The organism is Thermodesulfobacteriota bacterium, from assembly GCA_040756475.1.
Classification (GTDB): Bacteria; Desulfobacterota; Deferrisomatia; order Deferrisomatales; family JACRMM01; genus JBFLZB01.
This window is the reverse complement of record JBFLZB010000017.1, coordinates 24,833-42,255: the sequence shown is the minus strand read 5'-3', so window position 1 is coordinate 42,255 and position 17,423 is coordinate 24,833. Positions and strand designations below refer to the sequence as shown.

Here is a 17,423-nt window from a genome sequence, read left to right as displayed (position 1 = left end):
GCTCGAGCGCCGCCGCCACCTGTGTCACCGCTTCTTCCACCTCGGGGCTCAGCTCCTCGCCGAACTGGCAGGGAAGCCGCGCGGTGATGCCCCAGAGCTCCCAGGGGGGAAAGGGAGCCACCGTGCCCAGGGCTTCCAGGGCCCGCAGCACGGTGCCGGCGTCGAGCTGGTGGAACGAAGGGGCAAACCATGTCGAGCCCCGGTCGAACCGGCGCACCTCCCCGGGACGGTCGCCCACCGCGGCGTCCACCAGGACGAACCGCTCGGCCCGGGGCAGCACGTCGGCGAGGCCGAAGAGGTCCCCCTCCCACTCGGCCACGTACACCCGGGGTTCGGCGGCGAACGCCCGGGCGAGCCGGCGGGCCACGTGGATACCGGCTCCGTCGTCGCCGGCGATGGGGTTTCCGATCCCGATGACGGCGATCCGGGCCCGGCGGGCCTGGCTCAATCCACGCGCTTCCACTGGTACGCGCAGCGCTCGGCGCCCCGGGTCGCCCCCACGGGTTTCAGGCGCGTCTTCCCCATGTGGGAGAGGTAGCCCCCCAGATAGTTGAAGAAGAGGACGCACAGCTCCCCTCCCAGCTCCACCTTCTCCCGGGCGCACAGGTCGCGCAGCACGCAGCCCCCGATCTCCACGCTGAGGCTGTCTCCTTCGGCGCGGGCGGAGAGCTCCCACGCGGGATGGAACTCGCGCCGGGCCAGCTCCAGGGCTTCCGGCAGGTTGCGGGGCGGCTGGTACCGGGGCAGCTGGTTCGCCAGGGTGCGCCCGGCGATGGTCCCCACCACGGGCAGGCCGTTGCCCATGATGTCCTTGAGCACCCAGGCCACGGAGAGCAGCCGAACACCCAGGTCCGCCAGGCCTCCGGCCCGGTCCTCGGGCACGTGGACGCGCGGTCCGCCGTTCCCGGTGAGCAGGCCCGCGAGGCGCAGGGCGTAGGGATCGTGGTAGAAGCTCTCCGAGAGGGGGAGCTCCCCGTGGGAGATCGCCGTGGCCGGGCAGATCTCGGAGCAGCTCAGGCACCCGAAGCACTCCCGGGGTTCGCTCACCCGGGGCAGGTCGGCCGCGGCGTCGAAGGTGAAGACGCCGGTGGGGCAGGCGTCGGCGCACAGGCTGCATCCCACGCAGGCCTTCTCGTCTATCGAGACGGTGATCATGGCGCGGTCCTCCTCGAGATGGTCCGAAGGGTTCGGCCCCCCCGGCGCACCTCCACCTCCAGGGGCATCCGCCCAGCCAGGTGGGTGGCGCAGGCCAGGCAGGGGTCGTAGCAGCGCAGGGCGAACTCCATCCCGTTCAGGAGCAGGTTGTCGTCGCCGCGGCCCGCGAAGTGGCCCCCTACGGAGGTCACGGCGTGGTCCATGGCGTCGTAGTTGTTCTGGGTGGCGACGATCAGGTTCACGGCCGTCAGCTTGCCCTGGGCGTCGGCGGTGTAGTCGTGCACCAGGAGACCCCGGGGTGCCTCGATGGCGCCGGCGTAGCGACCCGCCCGGATCTCCACGGGGATGGCCAGGGGCCCGCCCTGGAGCTCGACGGGGATGCGGGCCATGCGCTCGGCGCAGTGGAGCATCTCGATCCAGCGGGCCTCCACGTTGTCCAGGGCGCACGCCTGCGGCCCCTGGCGCTCGCGAAAGGCCTGGAGCTTCTGGTCGGCGAGCGGGGTGGAGAGCGACGCGCTCACCCGCAGCCGGGCCAGCGGGCCCACGAAGAAGCTTGCCTCGGGGGTTCCCCGCAGGCGCACGGTCTTCATGTAGGAGCCCGGCACCGCGTGCTCCACCAGGTGCTCGGCGTAGGCGGCGGGGGCAAACCGGCGCTCCGGCCCGTGGGAGCCGGCGGGGACCACGATCTCGCCGCCCAGGAAGGTGTGCCGCCCGTCCCGGGCAAAGGCCAGGGGCGGGTAGGGAATCGCCAGCCGGTCGCGCAGATCGGCCAGGGCGGCGAGCCCCTTTTGCAGGACGGCTCCCAGCTCTGCGAGCAGCGCCAGGGCCTCGGCGCCCCACCCGGCGATGGTCTCCAGGTCCTTGGGCGCGGGTCGGAAGCTCATCCCCCCGGGGATCACGGTCACCGGGTGGATCCCCCGGCCTCCCACGACCTCCACGGTGCGCTGGCCCAGGCTTCGCAGCCGCAGGATCTTCTTGGCGAGGTCGGGGTCTGCGACGAGCAGGTGGAAGACGTTTCGCGTCTCGGGCGGGGCTCCGATCCCCAGGAAGAGGTCCGGGCCCGAGAGCACGAAGTTGCTCAGGGCGTGGGAGTGGAGGATGTGCCCGGCGTACAGCAGCTCCCTAAGGAGCGCCGCGTCGGCGGGAGGGGCGACCCCCAACCCCCCCTCGATGGCGGTTACCGAGGCCAGGTGGTGGGCAGCGGGGCAGACGCCGCACAGGCGCGCCGTCATGAGGGGCATCTTGGAGAGCTCCATCCCCAGGAGCAGTTTCTCGAAGCCCCGGATCTCGAGGACTTGGAGGTGGCCCTTGGTCACCGCGCCCTGGTCGTCCAGGTCCAGGGCGATGCGGGCGTGGCCCTCGATGCGGGTCACCGGGCTGACGACGATGGTCTGTCCCATGGCGTTTCCTCTTCTCATCCGGTTCGAGCTGGCGGTTGCGGTGCCCCCCATGGGCCGTGCTCGGGCGCGCGCCGGGCGGTCATCGCCCCCCGATCCATTCGCGCAGCTCCACCGTGGGCTTCTTGTAGAGCACCGGGGAGGCCAGGGCGTAGGCGTAGAACGTGGCGGCGTTCTCCTCGAAATAGGCCTTGACCGCGGACGGCTCGAGCCCGGTGAGCTTGTGCATCCGCGTGGCCACGAGGTTTCGCAGGTCCAGGTGGGGCTCGGTAATCACGTCCAGCGAGGGACCCGCGCACCCGGCGCAGGCCGTGCCGGCCGCCGGACAGGGCGCCTTGCACCGGTTGAGGGTGACCGATCCCAGGCAGACCACCCCCTGGCTGAGGAAACACACGTCGGGCTCCTCGGCCGTGACGGCGCCCTTGCGCAGCGCCACTCCCGGGCGCTTGCGCATCTTTCGCGTGCACTCGGAGCAGACGGTCTTCTCGGTCAAGGGGGTGCCCTTGCCGCCCAGGAGGGCGCCGAGCCCCGCGGCGATGAAGTAGGGATGGGGTGCGCACCCGGGGAGGTAGAAGTCCACGGGGACCACTTCGTCGATGGGTACCACGCTCTCTTCCAGGGGCACCGCGGCGGCATCCGGGCCGGGTCCGCCGGCGTTGGTGGGACCCTCCCGGTACACGGTTTCCATCACCGCGTCTTTGCCGTAGAGCCATCCCAGCCCCGAAGGTCCCCCGTAGACGGCGCAGCTCCCGAAGGCCACCAGCGTCTTTACGCTCTCGCGCATGCGCAGCAGGCACTCCCGGTCGTGATCGCTGCGCACCGCCCCCTCCACGATGCCGATGTCGGCCTCGGGATAGCCCTTCTCGTCGGCGAGCACCGGCAGCCGCACGAACTGGGCGTGCTCGGCCAGGTTGACGAGCTTCTCGTGCAGGTCCACCACCGCCACGTGGCAGCCGGAGCACCCCGAGAGCCACTCGGTGGAGATGCGCGCCTTCATGGCTTCACCTCCCAGATCATGTCCTTGAGGCACGCGTTGGGCCCGGCGTGCGCGATTTCGAGCTTCACCGTGGTCCCCGGCATCACCCGCTCCATCGCCCCGGCGAAGACCCCGTGGGCCATGTAGCAGAGCAGTTGCTTCTGCTCGTGGGCGTAGCGAAACAGGGCGTTTCGGACCATGCAGGTGTGAAAGACCAGCCGCAGGCGCCGGGTGGAGCCTTCCTGCTGCAGTGCGCTCTCTCGTGCCCCGGCAAAGGGCTCGAAGTCCCACCGGATGCCCTTGGCGGCCAGGGCCGCCCGCAGAATCTCCAGGGCCCGGTAGGGATCGCTGGTGGTCTCGGCTCCCTCTACGGCCTCGATCCCGAACTTCTTCCCGGCCAGGAGGCCGAAGGAGAGGCTTCCCCGGCCCAGGTTCTGCTCGGCCCCGTGGGCCAGGGCCCCCAGGAAGTAGGATGCCTTGTGGAGGGTCTCCAGTTGTCGATCCACGGCGTATGCCTCCTCTCGTTCCAGCGGGTCAGGCTTCGGGGCCTTCGGCCGGGCGCGTCACCACGCCCAGGATCTCCCGGGTCAGGGAGAGCAGGTGCAGGGCGATGGTCGCCGAGGTGGCCCCGGAGTCGGCGACGGCCAGGAGGGCTACGTCCTCCGTCACGGGGGTGATGAAGATCTGCCGGTCCCGGGCGGCCACGTGGCCCAGCTGCAAGGGCCCCATCTCGAAGTCCTGCCGCGCCCGGTGCAGCGCGGGGAGCACCGCGGCCGCGAAGGCGCCGAGGGACTCCTCCAGCGCCCGGGAGTCGAGGGTGGAGACCAGGACCAGGCCGTCGGGGTCCACCAGGACGAGGCCGCGGATGTCGCGGACCCGGACCAGGACCGCCATGAGGACCTCGTGGAGTTGTCGGGCCCGCTGGGCGAACATGGCTAGACGAGCCTCGTGAGCTCTTGGGCGGCGCGCTTCATGTCGAGCAGCACCATGCCCAGCTTGGCGTTGGCCCCGGCGATGGCTTCGAGCACCGCCTCGGGACCCGCCTGCATCAGGATGATGTAGCCGGCGTTCCCCTTCACGTACACCTGCTCCAGGGTTCCCCGCTGGAGCTCCTGGGCGGTGCGCTCCCCCAGGGAGAGGAGGGCCGCCGCCATGGCGGAGACCCGGTCCTCGTCGGTTCCGGCCGGGAGCACGGAAGACAGGACCAGGCCGTCGGTGCTCACCATGGCCGCCCCTTCCAGGTCGGGGGTGTTGGTCACCAGGGTGCGCATCACCTGCTGCATTTGTTCGGCTCGGGTCGCCATGGGTCTGCTCCTTTGGTCGTGCGGGTGGAACGGGTTACGGGGTCTCGATCAGAGCCCTCACGCGGGGTGGGTTCTTCGCGTAGGTCACGACGCATTCCCTGCGAGCTCCCGGAGCCGATCGGAAAAGCCCCAGCAGCCGTCGGAATCGGGAGCCACGACACACCAGTCGAGCGTGGCCGGGAGGGCGCCCATCCAGTGCTGGGTCTCGCTGCCGGCGCACTCCCGGGGAACCAGGGCCGCGTGGGCGGAGCGCACCAGCGTCTCGAAGAGAAAGCGGTGCCGCTTGGAGATGCCCAGGAAGACCAGGGAGAGGATGCCCCCCGCCTCGGGGTAGATGCGCACAAAGGAGGGGCCGGTGGCCGAAAGGAGGTCGGCAGGCGGCTTGGCCCCCGCCACCTTCGCGAGGCGTCGTACCTCGGCGGCGGCCTGGTCCCAGCCTGCCTCGGGGGGCCAGGCCACTACGACCTGCACGGCCTCGCCCCAGCGGGCGGTGACCTGACGCCACCAGGGCTCCTCCCCGGGCGGACCCCCATCCGGCACGGGCTCCGCCGCTGCCGGCGCAGGGGCCTGCTCGGAGGTTCCCGAAGGCACCTCCCGCGCCGGAACCGGTGCCGCGACGCCGGCAGCGAGCTCCTCGGCCACTTCCTGCTGGATCGTGGCCAGCTCGTCCCACAGCCGGTCGTGTGCGGGGCTGTCCCAGGCGAGGGCTCCCTCGGCCGGCACTTCCGCGGGCTCCTCCGCCTCCTCCGGCGGCAACGCGGGAGGGGCGCCCTCGCCCTCGTCCTTCCGGCGGGCCGACTCCATGAGCAGGTGCATGGTGGGCACGTGAATGTTGGGCGGGAACGTTCCTGCCTCCGCCGCGTCCACGCTCTCGAAGCTTCCCCCCGTCCACTGGGCGATTTCGAAGAACGCATCCTGCCCCCCCGCGCTCGGGGTCGAGGCGTGGGTGAGGGCGCCCTGCTCGAAGACCAGGGTGCCCCGGCGGTCGCCGAAGCTCACCCGCAGGATGCGGCTCCGGCCGCTCAGGCACAGCAGCTGGGTCACGTCGAACAGGTCGAACCCCGAGACGTGTCCCGACAAGGCCGGCGCGATGGTCCCGCTGAGCTTCATGTCGCCCCGGGCTCTGCCGCCGGCACGCGTTGCCTTCCCATTCCCCTCTCCCCTGTCCACCCAGCCCGGCACCGGGAGGTCTCGCGGCCGCCGTTGCCCGGAGGGCACGGGAATAGATCGGCACAACGAGCCGCAACTTAACGGGGATTGTGGGAAGAAACGCACGATACGTCGAGGCGGGGCCGCGAGGGAGGCAGGGCGAGATGGACCCCTCGAGGAGGGCCCCCCCCCCGGGGGACGGCTGCTGCTGGGGCTATCGATGCCGCAGGCGGCGGCGGATGGCGCGGGTGCGCGCGTCCTCGATCTTGCGGAGCTGGCGCAGTTGGTGGGCCTGGAGTCGCATCTGGTTCTGGAAGCGCATCTGCTCCAGCTCCATCTCGCGCCGGTGCTCGGCTTCCTCCGGGTCTTCGGCCGAGGACGCCAGCCGGTGGGGCTCTGTTGCCCCGAGGGCGGCCTGGGGGTCGCCTCGCCGGTGGCTCAGGGCCCGGCGCTGTGCCGCCGTGAGCTGTTCGGGGGTGATGCGCTCGAGGGCCTCCTCGCGCTTGTCCAGGCACAGGTCCGCCTCGTCGTCCTGGAGAACCGAGGCGCCCAGGTTGAGCCAGAAGTAGGCCTCCTCGAAGTTCTGGGGGACCCCGGTACCGTCCAGGTACATCCACCCCAGCCCGCACTCGGAGAGGGCATGGCCCTGGGCGGCCCCTCGCTGGAACCACTCCACGGCCTTGCGTGGGTCGGCTTCCACGCCGCTGCCGGTCGCGTAGGCCACCCCCAGGTCGAAGTGTGCCGCGGCGTACCCCTGCGCGGCTGCCCGGGCGAGCCAGATCACCGCCTTGCGCGGATCCGCCTCCACCCCGAGCCCCTCGGAGTAGGCCAGACCCACCTGGTACTGTGCCTCGGCGAGCCCCTGGTCCGCGGCCCGGAGAAACCACCGGAAGGCCTCCGTGGAGTCGCCCTCCAGCTCACAGGCAACGGCGTAGTCGCACTGCTCCTGCGCCCCTCCGGCCTCGGCTGCCTGGCGCAATGCCTCGATGCCCGCCGGGCCCGTCCGGCCTTCCGCCCCGGCCGACGCTGCGCCCCAAAGGAAGAGAAGGACCCCAACGGTCTTCCAAATCCGCATCGTTGCATGTCTCATCGCCGCCTCCTTTCCCGATCATCACGATGGAAACATAAGCACGATCGGGTGAGGATGCCCCGCCGAACCGCCGCCCGCGATCCGACGGAAGGGCCGGGAGCCGGGCCCTCACTGCCCCAGGAGCCGCAGGTCGTCGTAGTAGGCCACGGCCCGTTCCCCCGTCTGGTCGGTGTCGGTCATGAGGGCCACGGCCCCGGCCCGGGGCGGGTCCTCGCCGAAGGCGGCGCGGAAGTCCTCCACCAGGTTGCGGCGCTCCTCCACCCATCGGCCCACGTCCTCGGGGCCGGACCGGACCGCGATCATCACGGCGTTGCCCGTGAAGGGATTGGCCACGGGCTCATCCAGGGGAACGTCCGTGGCCCAGATGTAGACCAGGCTCCGGGTGCGGGGGAAGAACCAGTGGGGGAAGACCACGTAGACCCGGGCGGGGTAGTCGTCGCCGCTCCTGCGGGTGGGGTCGCTGGCCGCGACGAGGCCTTCGACCTTCCAGCGCCAGGCGAGGACCGGGTACTCCCGGGGGTCGAAAGCCACCTCGTAGACGAGCCCCGAGGCGGTTCCCTCGCTCTCGGCCCGGAGGACCCGGTTGCCGTTGTCCGGCACCACCTCGTAGCGGGTGTGGCCGTGGAAGGACCGCTCCTTCCACCCCCGCCGCAGGCCCTCCTCGAAGTCGTCCACGAGAAGGGTCGGGGAGGCTGCGGAGGCGGCCGGAGCGAGGAGGAGGGCGAGGAGGACCAGGAGGGCGACCCTGGTCCTCAAAGGACCCAAAGGACCCAAGGGACGAAAGGGTGGAAGAGGCACCGAAGGAGCTCCGACGGTGCTCTCTCTACCCATGCGTCCCATCGGTCCCATGACACCCCTGCATGGGGGCCCCTACACCCGCTTCACCCCCCCTTGCAGCACCTTGATGTAGTTCGCCCGCTCGAAGGCGGCGGGGTTGGGGCTCCTGGAGAGGTTCATGCAACCCCGCATCTGGGCCACGGACTCGTACCCGTGGGCCTCCATCCACGCGGAGAGCTCGTCGCGGACCTTCGTCAGGTGGGCGGGGCCGTTCCTGAGTAGGGCCGAGACCATCTGGACCCCGTGGGCGCCCGCCATGATGGCCTTGACCGCGTCGGCGGCGGTGTGAGCCCCGCCGGTGGCCCCCAGGCTCAGATTCACGCGGCCCGAGAGGATCGCGAGCCACCGAAGCCTCAGGAGGAGCTCCGATGAGTCGGAGAGCCGAAGCTTCGGAACCACTTCGAGGGCTTCCGGGTCGATCTCGGGTTGATAGAAGCGGTTGAAGAGCACCAGGCCGTCGGCGCCCGTCTCTTCGAGCCGCTTCGCCATGTGGGGCAGTGACGAGAAGTAGGGTGAGAGCTTCACGGCCACCGGGATGCGCACCGCGGTCTTCACGGCCCTGGCCGCCCGGACGATCCGGTCCTCCACCGTTGATCCCGCGACGTCGGGATCGGCTGCGACGAGGTAGACGTTGAGCTCCAGGGCGTCCGCCCCGGCCTCCTGGCACAGGCGTGCGTAGTCGACCCATGTGCCGTCGGAGACGCCGTTGAGGGAAGCGATCACGGGTACTCCCGCCGCCTCCTTCACCTTGCGGACGATTTCCAGGTACCGGTCGGGACCGATCACACGGTACTCGTCGCGCCGGGGGAAGTAGGTGAGGGCCTCTGCAAAGGTGCCCTCCGCGGCCTCAACGTCCTGCACTTCCCGAAACTGCTCGTTCTCGATCTGCTCCTCGAAGAGGCTGGGGAGCACAAGCGCCGGTGCTCCGGCATCTTCGAGGCGCTTGGCGGTGCCCAGATCGTCGGTCAGGGGCGAGGCCCCGGGGATGAGCGGGTTGGAGAGCTTCAGCCCCAGATAGGTGGTGGACAGATCCATCGGCGCACTCCTTTGTCGATCGGGACCCGGCGAAGGGAAGGCAAGGGGGGCTACGCTCCCCCGGTGCTTTGGCCCACGTGGAGCTTGGCGAGCTGTTCGTACAGGTTCCACTGGCTCGTCACCCCCGCCTGGGCGCAGCCCAGCAGCGCCTTGGCCCGCTCCGGATCCAGGTCCCGCAGCATCCGGTAGCGGGTTTCGTTGTAGATGTAGTCCTCGAGGTCGATCTTTGGGGCCCCCGAGTCGAGCTGCAAGGGATTCTTGCCCTGGAGCCGCAGCCGCGGGTCGAAACGGTAGAGCGGCCAGTGCCCCGAGTCCACCGCGAGCTTCTGCTGCTCGGGCCCCTGGGCCAGGTCATAGCCGTGGGCGATGCACGGGCTGTAGGCGATGATGAGAGAGGTGCCGGGGTAACTCTCGGCCTCGGCGAAGGCCTTCACCGTCTGCTGATCCTTGGCGCCGAAGGCCACCTTCGCCACGTAGACGTGGCCGTAGGTCATGGCCATGAGGCCCAGGTCCTTCTTGTACATCCCCTTGCCGGCAGCCGCGAACTTGGCCGCCGCGCCCATGGGGGTCGACTTGGACATCTGTCCGCCGGTGTTGGAGTACACCTCGGTGTCCATGACCAGGATGTTCACGTCCCGTCCCATGGCCAGCACGTGGTCGAGGCCCCCGTACCCGATGTCGTAGGCCCAGCCGTCGCCCCCGAGCACCCAGACGCTCTTCTTCACCAGGTATTCGGAGAGGTCCAGCAGCCGCTTGGCCTCGGCCGACCGGAGCTTCTTGAGCTTGGCCTGGAGCTCGGCCACCCGCGCCCGCTGGGCCGCGATGCCGGCCTCGTCGGTCTGGTCGGCGGTGAGAAGCGCCTGCACCAGCTCGTCGCCGACCTTGCGGGCCAGGGCCCGAAGGAGCTCCGCCGCCTGCTCGTGGTGCTTGTCCACCGCCAGGCGCATGCCAAAGCCGAACTCGGCGTTGTCCTCGAAGAGCGAGTTCGACCAGGTGGGCCCACGGCCTTCGGCGTTGGACGTGTAAGGGGTGGTGGGCAGGTTGCCGCCGTAGATCGACGAGCAGCCCGTGGCGTTGGCGATCATCATCCGGTCGCCGAAGAGCTGCGTCATGAGCTTGATGTAGGGCGTCTCCCCGCAGCCCGCGCAGCAGCCCGAGAACTCAAAGAGCGGTTCCAGCAGTTGCGTGCCCTTGACGTCGGTCTTGACCGTAGTCCGGTCCACGTGGGGCAGGGTCAGGAAGAACGCCCAGTTCTCCCTCTCCGTCTCCCGCAGCGGGAGCTGGGGTTCCATGTTGATGGCCTTGCGGCTGGGGTTGGCCTTGTCCTTGGCCGGACAGGTCATGACGCATACCCTGCACCCGGTGCAGTCCTCGGGGGCCACCTGGATCGTCCACTTCAGGCCCTTGTGGTCCTTGGCCTTGGCGTCGGCGCTCTTGAAGGTCGCCGGGGCCTCGGCCAGCAGCGCCGCGTCGTACACCTTGGGCCGGATGGTGCCGCTCGGGCAGACGAAGGAGCACTTGCCGCACTGGATGCAGATCCCCGGCTCCCACACCGGGATGTCGAGCGCGATGTTGCGCTTCTCCCACCGGGTGGTGCCCACCGGCCAGGTGCCGTCCACCGGGAAGGCGCTCACCGGCAGGTCGTCGGCCTTGAGCGCCATCATGGCGCCTTCGACCTTGCGCACGAACTCCGGGGCCTTGGCCGAGATGATCGGCGGCCGGTAGCAGGTGGAGGTGGTCTTCTTGGGGACCTTGATCTCGTGGAGGTTCGCCAAGGTCTCGTCCACCGCCTCGAAGTTCTTCTGAACCACGGCCTCGCCCTTCTTGCCGTAAGTCTTCTCGATCGACTCCTTGATCTTGGCGATCGCCTCGCCCCGGGGCAGTACGCCCGAGATGGCAAAGAAGCAGGTCTGCATGATCGTGTTGATGCGGGTGCCCATGCCGGTCTTCTTGGCTACGTCGTAGGCGTCGATCACGTACAGATTGAGCTTCTTGGCGATGATCTGTTCCTGCACCTCGCAGGGCAGGTGGTCCCAGGCGGCCTCGGCGCCCATGGGGGCGTTGAGAAGGAAGGTCGCGCCCGGCGCGGCGAAGCCCAGCACGTCGTACTTCTCGAGGAAGCTGTAGGCGTGGCAGGCGACGAAGCTCGCCTGCTTGACAAGGTAGCTCGAGCGGATCTGGCGGGGCCCGAAGCGCAGGTGCGACACGGTGACGCCGCCGGACTTCTTGGAGTCGTAGACGAAGTAGCCCTGGGCGAAGTTGTCGGTCTCCTCGCCGATGATCTTGATCGAGTTCTTGTTCGCGCCGACGGTGCCGTCGGCCCCGAGTCCCCAGAAGACGCAACGCACCACGTCCTTGGGCTCGATGGCGAAGTCGGGATCGAAGGAGAGGCTGGTGTTCGAAACGTCGTCGGTGATGCCCACGGTGAAGTGGTTCTTGGCCTTCTTCTTCTTGAGCTCGTCGAACACAGCCTTGACCATGGCGGGGCTGAAGTCCTTGGAGGAGAGGCCATAGCGGCCGCCGATGATCCGCAGGTCGCCGGCCCTACCGGCCTCCACGAGCGCCGTCACCACGTCCTGGTACAGGGGCTCGCCGGTGGCGCCGGGCTCCTTGGTGCGGTCGAGCACGGCGATCGCCCGCGCCGACTTCGGGAGTGCCGCGCTCAGGTGCTTGACCGAGAACGGCCGGAAGAGGCGCACCTTCAACAACCCCACCTTCTCGCCCTTGCCCGCGAGGTACTCCACGGTCTCATGGGCCACGTCGGCCCCCGAGCCCATCATCACGACCACCCGCTCGGCCTTGGGGTCTCCAACGTAATCGAAGAGCTTGTACCTGCGGCCCGTGAGCTTCGCGAACCGGTCCATGGTCTCCTGGACCACGCCGGGACAGGCTGCGTAGAAGGGGTTGCAGGCCTCTCGAGATTGGAAGAACGTGTCGGGATTTTGGGCCGTGCCGCGGATCTTGGGCCGGTCCGGGGAGAGCGCCCGCTCCCGGTGGGCGCCGATGAGCTCCTCGTCCATCATGGCCAGGAGGTCGGCGTCGGTGAGCTCCTCGATCTTCGCCACCTCGTGGGAAGTGCGGAAGCCGTCGAAGAAATGGAGGAACGGCACCCGGGCCTGGAGGGTGGCGCTGTGGGCGACGCACGCCAGATCATGGGCCTCCTGCACCGAACCGGAAGCGAGCATGGCGAACCCGGCCTGGCGGGCGGCCATCACGTCGGAGTGATCGCCGAAGATGGAGAGCGCCTGGCTGGCCAGGGTCCGGGCCGAGACGTGCATGGTGAACGAGGTCAGCTCGCCCGCGATCTTGAACATGTTGGGAATCTTCAGGAGCAGCCCCTGGCTGGCCGTGAAGGTCGTGGTGAGCGCGCCGGCCTGGAGCGCGCCGTGCACCGCCCCGGCGGCGCCCCCCTCGGACTGCATCTCGGTCACCTGGGGCACGGTACCCCAGACGTTTTTCGAGCCCTTCGCAGACCACTCGTCTGAGAACTCCCCCATGCCCGACGACGGCGTGATGGGGTAGATGGCGATCACCTCGCTCAAGCGGTGGGCCACAGAGGCTACGGCCTCATTGCCTTCGATGGTGATCTGGCGGCGGGTGGACATCGTGCTCCTCCTCGTTCGAGACGTGGGGTGTGGGAAGATCGGTCTGGCGGACGGCGTTCGCGCGGCGGCACCCGGGAGGGCGGCGCACCGGGACAGGGTACCGGCTTTTAGCACCCGGCCCCTTCTTTAGCAATAATAAAGAAGTTTAGTTTCGCTAAAACGGGCCGGATTGTCCCCCTCGTGCCGCGGCTCCCGCCTCGGAGAGCGCTCGGGGCTCGGGCCGGCGGGAAGGGCTCAGGTCGGGGGGTGGTACGGATTTCGGTACCACGCCAGTGCCTCGGTTGCGGCGGGAAACGGCCGCCGGTGGCCGACCATCTCTCGCAGCAGAGACAGGCTCTCCTCCCACTGGGCCCCCGCCCGGAGGAGCTCGGCCTGGAGGAGAACCTGCTGCTCGCGCACCCAACGGGCCAGGGTGTCGTCGCTCGGGAGCCTTTCGAAGGCGCTCGGTTGGCCTGCCATGACCACCTCCTCTGCTGGGGCTGCTGCGGGCCCGAGTCGGGCGCGGGCAGCACGCGGCAAGCAGCCTATATACCCTGGACCCCCCGGAGCATCAAGCCGCAATCGAACCGATCGCGGGGCTACCGTCGGCACGGGTCGGCTTGACAGGGTAGGGGGGGCTGCTTAACCTGAGCGTCGTGGTGAAAACCGAATTTCTCGGAGAGGAGGTGAGCCCTGATGAAGCGCTTCATGATCCCCCGGGTCGCCCACTGCAGCGAGGGGTGCCCTCGAAGGTCCTGGGCACGACGGTAAACGGCCCGTAACGGCACTACCGCAGAATCGAGGCTCCCCCGGCCGCGGCCGGGGGAGCGTCCGTTTCTGGCGCCCGCCTCGGCGCGTCTGTTTTCGGGAGCCGACCATGGACTTCGTGCGCCTCGCGCTTCCCCCCGCTTTCGGTTTTCTCATCGGTTTTGCCACCAATGCCCTGGCCATCCGGATGCTCTTTCGGCCCTATCGAGAGGTCCGGGTCCTGGGACTTCGCTTCCACGGCATGATTCCCCGCCGGAAAGCGGACATCGCGGCCACGGTCTCCCGCACCGTGGTCTCGGAGCTGCTCAAGGAGCAGAGCGTGGCCCGCCGGCTGGGAGGACCGGAGGTTCGCAGCGCCCTGCGGCGGCTGGTCCTGGAGCTCCTGGAGCGCTACCTGGGCCGGGAGTACGGAAGCCTGCTCCACGTACTGGGGCCGGAGCGGGCGCGGGCCGTGGAGAGGGAGCTCGTCCACCTGGCGTGCCGGGTGGGGGACGCGGCGGAGCGGTGGCTCCAGACCCCGGAGGGCGTGGGGTTTCTGGAGCACCTCCTGGGGACCGCCCTGGAGCGCAGCCCCGCGGATCTGCTGCGGGGAGAGGAACGGTTGGCGATCCAGGTGGCCGTGGGGAAGGTGGCGCAGTTCCTGGCCGATCCGGACCTGGAGGCCAAGGTGCGGCCGGCGGTGGCGCGGGCCCTGGTTGCCCTGGCCAGCTCCCCGGCCCCGTTGGGGGATCTGCTGCCGGAGGGGGTGCGGTCGGCGGGGATGGCGGCCGTGCGGTCGGCGGTGCCGGCCCTGCTGCGGCGCTTCGAGGAGGCCCTCCTCTCCGCCTCCAACGTGGAGAAGATCAAGGCCGCGGTGCGCTCGGGCATCGAGGCCTACCTCCTGGAGACCGAGGGGGGCTTCGTCAGGAACGTCGTCCGTCAGGCGGCCCTGGTCGGGAGGAATCGGATCTTCCGGGAGGCCGACGAGCTCGTGGACGCGAACCTCCATCGCCTCGGGGAGCTGGTGTACCAGGAGGAGAACCGGGCGCGGCTCGAAGACGGCGTGGCGGAGGCCCTGGACCAGGTGCTGGCCCACACCCCCGCCCAGTTGCTCGCCTCGCTTCCGCCGGAGACCCTGGACCGCCTGCACGACCAGGCCGCATCCTGGGCGTGCGCGCAGCTTCGGCGGGCGCCGGTGGCCGCCGCCCTCACCGACGTCGTCGAGCGGGAGTTCGAGTCCTTGTGCCGGACCCCCCTGGTGGATCTGGTGCGGGCGGCGGGCGCTCCCGAAGGAGTGTCCCGCCGCTGGGCGGTGCAGCTCGCGGAACGGGCGTCCGGGGGGGGGCTGGGGGCACTGGCCGGCCGAGAGGCTCCCGGGCTGATCGGCTTGCTCTTGCGGGCACCCGTGGGCTGTCCCGCGCGGTACCTGCCCGGCCCTTTGGTGGCGGAGGTGACGGACCTCGCCCTGGACCATCTGATGCCGGTCATCTCGGCTCAGGTGCCCGCCATCCTCGCCATCGTGGACGTGCAGGGGCTCATCGAGCGGGAGATTCTGGGGTTTTCCCCGGAAGAGGTGGAAGCCGTGATCCTCTCAGTGGCCCGCCGGGAGCTGCGCAGCATCACCTGGTGGGGCGGCGTGCTCGGGGCGCTGGTGGGGGGGGTGCAGTCGGGGCTGGCCCTGCTGGGGTAGGGAAGGCGGGGGGCCCGACGCCTTCCAGCGGCAGCGCCAGTTGCCCCGCGCCGCTGCGCACGGGCAGCGTGAACCCGAAGCAGCTCCCGCGGTGCAGGTCGCTCTCGACCCAGATGCGTCCGCCCATCCCCTCCACGATTTCGCGGCTGATGGCGAGCCCCAGGCCGGCGCCGGTGCGGTCGGCTCCGGGGATCTGGGTGAACTTCTCGAACACGCTGTCGAGGAACTCGGGGGGGATTCCGCGCCCGGTGTCGCGCACGCACACCTCGACCGACGCTGCGTCCCGGCGCCGCGCTTCGATGCGCACCCACCCTTCGGTCGTGAACTTCAGGGCATTGCCCAGGAGGTTGAAGAGCACCTGACGCACTCGATCGGCGTCGGCCCACACCGGGGGAAGGGGCTCCTCCACGGCGAGCTCCAGCCGCAGCGGCCTGTCTCCCACGAGACTGCGCGCCTGGTGGAGCAGATCCTCCAGGACGTCCTCCAACCGCAGCTCCGCACAGGCGATGTCGAGCCGGCCTGCCTCCAGCCGCGAGAGGTCCAGGAGATCCTCGATCATCCGCAGCAGTCGGCGCCCGCTCTGGGCGATCCGCTCCAGGCTGCGGTTCTGGTCGGGCGTCACCGGGCCGTCCAGGCCGTCGCCCATGGCCTCCGAGTACCCGATGATGCAGTTGAGCGGGGTGCGCAGCTCGTGACTCATCTTCATGAGGAACTCGGTCTTGACCCGGTCCGAGGTCTGGAGGGCCTCGTAGGCGGTGCGCAGCTCCGAGGTCTGGCGGCGCACCTGCTCTTCCACCTCCGCGTACGCGCGACGCAGGGCCCGATGGGCCTGGTTGAGCTCGCCGTGTACCCGGACGAGGGCCTCGGTCTGCTCCCGGTCCCGGCGCTGGGCCTCCTTCCAGTCCGAGACGTCCCGGAGGATCACGTCCAGGCACTCGCCGTCGCCCGAGCTCCCGAGGCGCACGCTCAGGAGCGCCGCGAACGCCCTGCCGTCTCCCCGGACGAGCTCCACTTCGTAGTTGCGCAGCCGTCCGTTCTCTCGGAGTTGCCTGAGCATCCTTTCCCGGTCCCCCGGGCGGGCCCAGAGCTCGGCGCTGTCCAACCGGGCGAGCTGGGACGGCGCCCGGCGCAGGATCTGGCACAGGGCCCGGTTGAAGTGGAGAAAGCGGCCGTGGGGGTCGACCACGGCGATGCCGTCGGGGCTCATCTCGACAAACTCTCGCAGCCGCGCCTCGCTGGCGCGCACCAGGCCGTCGCTTGCCGCCACGCGGGAAGCCAGGGAGTCGAAGGAGCGGGAGATCTCGTCGAGCTCGTCCCGATCCTCCTCTTCCCCGGCGCCGGTGCTCACGGATCGGGCCTTCTCCCGTAGGCGAACCCAGGGTCCGGACATCCGCCGGGCGACCAGCAGCGCCGCCAGGGCCACCCCGAAGGTCGCCGCCAGCGTCAGGACCCCGATCCGGGTCTCGGCCCGGTTGGCCAGCGTGCGCGCTGCTGCCGGAGATCCTGAGAACCGCTGCGAGCACGTGAGAACGCCCCCCACGATCTCCGGCGCCGGGTCGTCGCCGCTGCCGTCGCGGCGCAAGGGCGCAAAGGCTCGCCAGTGCTCGACCGAGGCGGAAGGAGCGAGCACCGCGGTCTCACCGGCCCGCACGGCGGCGGCGGCCTCCGGCAGGGACTCGGCCAGGCACTGTTCCAGGGGCGCAGGCAGGGGGCCGGGGGGGCCGATGACGGTAGCGGCGCGGTTGTGGAAGAAGAACAGGAGCTGGGCATCCCGGACTTCCGGGTGCGAAAAGACGTTCCCCCCGGGCGGCGGCAGTTGGCCCGCCAGTTGTAGGGGGTCGAGCACCAGGCTGGCGACGCCCTGCGCTTCGCCGCCCGGCGAGCGCACCGCCAGGGCGAGCCGCATCGCCCCCCTGCCGTGTTGCGGCGCGGGCGTGAGGGAGACTTCGTCCGGCGCCAGGGAGAGGGTCTTGGGGAGGAAGTCTGCCTCCGGGGGGGCGTCGGCGTCGGACGCCGGAGGTCCTCTTCGCTCCGAGGCCTCCACGGGGTCGCCCCCGGAGGCGGGCGTGAAGGACACCAGGGTGTAGAGCGGCAACCAGGCCTGGGTCTTCTCGCCGGTGTCCGACTCGATGCGCAGGGGGCCGAGGCTCGTGCGCCGAAACGCGTCATAGGCCGAAGGCGTTCGTGGGATGAGGGTGAGGGCGCGCAGGTCTGCCTCCCGGCGCCGCAGAAAGACCCCCACCCGGTCCGCTGCCTCCCGGCACAGGGTGCCCAGGGCCTCCCGGTCGCGGGCGTGGCCCGCTTCCTCAGCCTCCCGTTCCACGGCCTCGCCCAGGCGATGTACCGCCGCCGCGGCGAGGAACCCCAGGGTCACGACGGGGACGAGGGACGACATGAGGAGCGCGAAGAGGAGTCTGCGTTCGGTGGTGCTCTTCATGGGAGCCGCCGGCAGGAGGAGA

The 17,423-nt window shown here is 70.1% G+C and carries 15 protein-coding genes; 1 reads left to right on the top strand and 14 read right to left on the bottom strand.

Annotated elements, in window-relative coordinates; translation table 11 throughout:
- From AB1578_04270 to AB1578_04210, 13 genes are all read right to left on the bottom strand, one after another.
- On the bottom strand, window positions 1–448 hold a 448-nt coding region (locus AB1578_04270), incomplete at its 3' end, for a hydrogenase maturation protease (GenBank protein MEW6487116.1).
- Window positions 445–1,155 (bottom strand): 4Fe-4S binding protein, encoded by a 711-nt coding sequence (locus tag AB1578_04265; GenBank protein ID MEW6487115.1) that lies wholly within the window; start codon window positions 1,153–1,155, stop codon window positions 445–447. The genes AB1578_04270 and AB1578_04265, both read right to left, overlap by 4 nt.
- The gene (locus AB1578_04260; protein ID MEW6487114.1) at window positions 1,152–2,555 is read right to left on the bottom strand and encodes a Ni/Fe hydrogenase subunit alpha; all 1,404 of its coding nucleotides are present in this window, start codon (window positions 2,553–2,555) and stop codon (window positions 1,152–1,154) included. Before AB1578_04260 ends, AB1578_04265 begins: the two co-directional genes overlap by 4 nt.
- A 79-nt stretch (window positions 2,556–2,634) precedes the next feature.
- The gene (locus AB1578_04255) at window positions 2,635–3,549 is read right to left on the bottom strand and encodes a methyl viologen-reducing hydrogenase (GenBank protein ID MEW6487113.1); all 915 of its coding nucleotides are present in this window, start codon (window positions 3,547–3,549) and stop codon (window positions 2,635–2,637) included.
- Entirely contained in the window at window positions 3,546–4,034 is a 489-nt protein-coding gene (locus tag AB1578_04250) for a hypothetical protein (protein MEW6487112.1), read from the bottom strand. The genes AB1578_04255 and AB1578_04250 overlap by 4 nt, the downstream gene beginning before the upstream one ends.
- Before the next feature lie 28 nt (window positions 4,035–4,062).
- A complete protein-coding gene (locus AB1578_04245) occupies window positions 4,063–4,461 on the bottom strand; it encodes a roadblock/LC7 domain-containing protein (protein MEW6487111.1) in 399 nt (132 codons plus the stop codon).
- A 2-nt stretch (window positions 4,462–4,463) separates the two neighbouring features.
- Window positions 4,464–4,832, bottom strand: coding sequence for a roadblock/LC7 domain-containing protein (locus AB1578_04240; protein MEW6487110.1), 369 nt, complete (start codon window positions 4,830–4,832; stop codon window positions 4,464–4,466).
- 84 nt (window positions 4,833–4,916) lie between these two features.
- The gene (locus tag AB1578_04235; protein ID MEW6487109.1) at window positions 4,917–5,942 is read right to left on the bottom strand and encodes a DUF4388 domain-containing protein; all 1,026 of its coding nucleotides are present in this window, start codon (window positions 5,940–5,942) and stop codon (window positions 4,917–4,919) included.
- Between the two features lie 253 nt (window positions 5,943–6,195).
- A complete protein-coding gene (locus AB1578_04230) occupies window positions 6,196–7,071 on the bottom strand; it encodes a tetratricopeptide repeat protein (GenBank protein MEW6487108.1) in 876 nt (291 codons plus the stop codon).
- A gap of 108 nt (window positions 7,072–7,179) precedes the next feature.
- Entirely contained in the window at window positions 7,180–7,746 is a 567-nt protein-coding gene (locus AB1578_04225) for a DUF3047 domain-containing protein (protein ID MEW6487107.1), read from the bottom strand.
- 195 nt (window positions 7,747–7,941) lie between these two features.
- Window positions 7,942–8,943, bottom strand: coding sequence for a dihydroorotate dehydrogenase-like protein (locus AB1578_04220; protein ID MEW6487106.1), 1,002 nt, complete (start codon window positions 8,941–8,943; stop codon window positions 7,942–7,944).
- Window positions 8,944–8,993: 50 nt separating this feature from the next.
- Window positions 8,994–12,548, bottom strand: coding sequence for a pyruvate:ferredoxin (flavodoxin) oxidoreductase (gene nifJ, locus AB1578_04215; protein MEW6487105.1), 3,555 nt, complete (start codon window positions 12,546–12,548; stop codon window positions 8,994–8,996).
- 234 nt (window positions 12,549–12,782) lie between these two features.
- Window positions 12,783–13,007 (bottom strand): hypothetical protein, encoded by a 225-nt coding sequence (locus AB1578_04210; GenBank protein MEW6487104.1) that lies wholly within the window; start codon window positions 13,005–13,007, stop codon window positions 12,783–12,785.
- 397 nt (window positions 13,008–13,404) lie between these two features.
- Here AB1578_04210 and AB1578_04205 point away from each other — a divergent pair, with 397 nt between their 5' ends.
- The gene (locus tag AB1578_04205) at window positions 13,405–14,964 is read left to right on the top strand and encodes a DUF445 family protein (GenBank protein ID MEW6487103.1); all 1,560 of its coding nucleotides are present in this window, start codon (window positions 13,405–13,407) and stop codon (window positions 14,962–14,964) included.
- On the opposite strand, the gene AB1578_04200 is transcribed toward AB1578_04205, so the two are convergent.
- Window positions 14,894–17,401, bottom strand: coding sequence for an ATP-binding protein (locus tag AB1578_04200; protein ID MEW6487102.1), 2,508 nt, complete (start codon window positions 17,399–17,401; stop codon window positions 14,894–14,896). The genes AB1578_04205 and AB1578_04200 overlap by 71 nt on opposite strands.
- Window positions 17,402–17,423: the final 22 nt, after the last annotated feature.

Coding starts and splice junctions, on each gene's coding strand:
- AB1578_04265 (MEW6487115.1), bottom strand. CDS start 1,155: ATGATCACCGTCTCGATAGACGAGAAGGCCTGCGTGGGATGCAGCCTG.
- AB1578_04260 (MEW6487114.1), bottom strand. CDS start 2,555: ATGGGACAGACCATCGTCGTCAGCCCGGTGACCCGCATCGAGGGCCAC.
- AB1578_04255 (MEW6487113.1), bottom strand. CDS start 3,549: ATGAAGGCGCGCATCTCCACCGAGTGGCTCTCGGGGTGCTCCGGCTGC.
- AB1578_04245 (MEW6487111.1), bottom strand. CDS start 4,461: ATGTTCGCCCAGCGGGCCCGACAACTCCACGAGGTCCTCATGGCGGTC.
- AB1578_04240 (MEW6487110.1), bottom strand. CDS start 4,832: ATGGCGACCCGAGCCGAACAAATGCAGCAGGTGATGCGCACCCTGGTG.
- AB1578_04235 (MEW6487109.1), bottom strand. CDS start 5,942: ATGAAGCTCAGCGGGACCATCGCGCCGGCCTTGTCGGGACACGTCTCG.
- AB1578_04230 (MEW6487108.1), bottom strand. CDS start 7,071: ATGAGACATGCAACGATGCGGATTTGGAAGACCGTTGGGGTCCTTCTC.
- AB1578_04220 (MEW6487106.1), bottom strand. CDS start 8,943: ATGGATCTGTCCACCACCTATCTGGGGCTGAAGCTCTCCAACCCGCTC.
- nifJ (MEW6487105.1), bottom strand. CDS start 12,548: ATGTCCACCCGCCGCCAGATCACCATCGAAGGCAATGAGGCCGTAGCC.
- AB1578_04210 (MEW6487104.1), bottom strand. CDS start 13,007: ATGGCAGGCCAACCGAGCGCCTTCGAAAGGCTCCCGAGCGACGACACC.
- AB1578_04205 (MEW6487103.1), top strand. CDS start 13,405: ATGGACTTCGTGCGCCTCGCGCTTCCCCCCGCTTTCGGTTTTCTCATC.
- AB1578_04200 (MEW6487102.1), bottom strand. CDS start 17,401: ATGAAGAGCACCACCGAACGCAGACTCCTCTTCGCGCTCCTCATGTCG.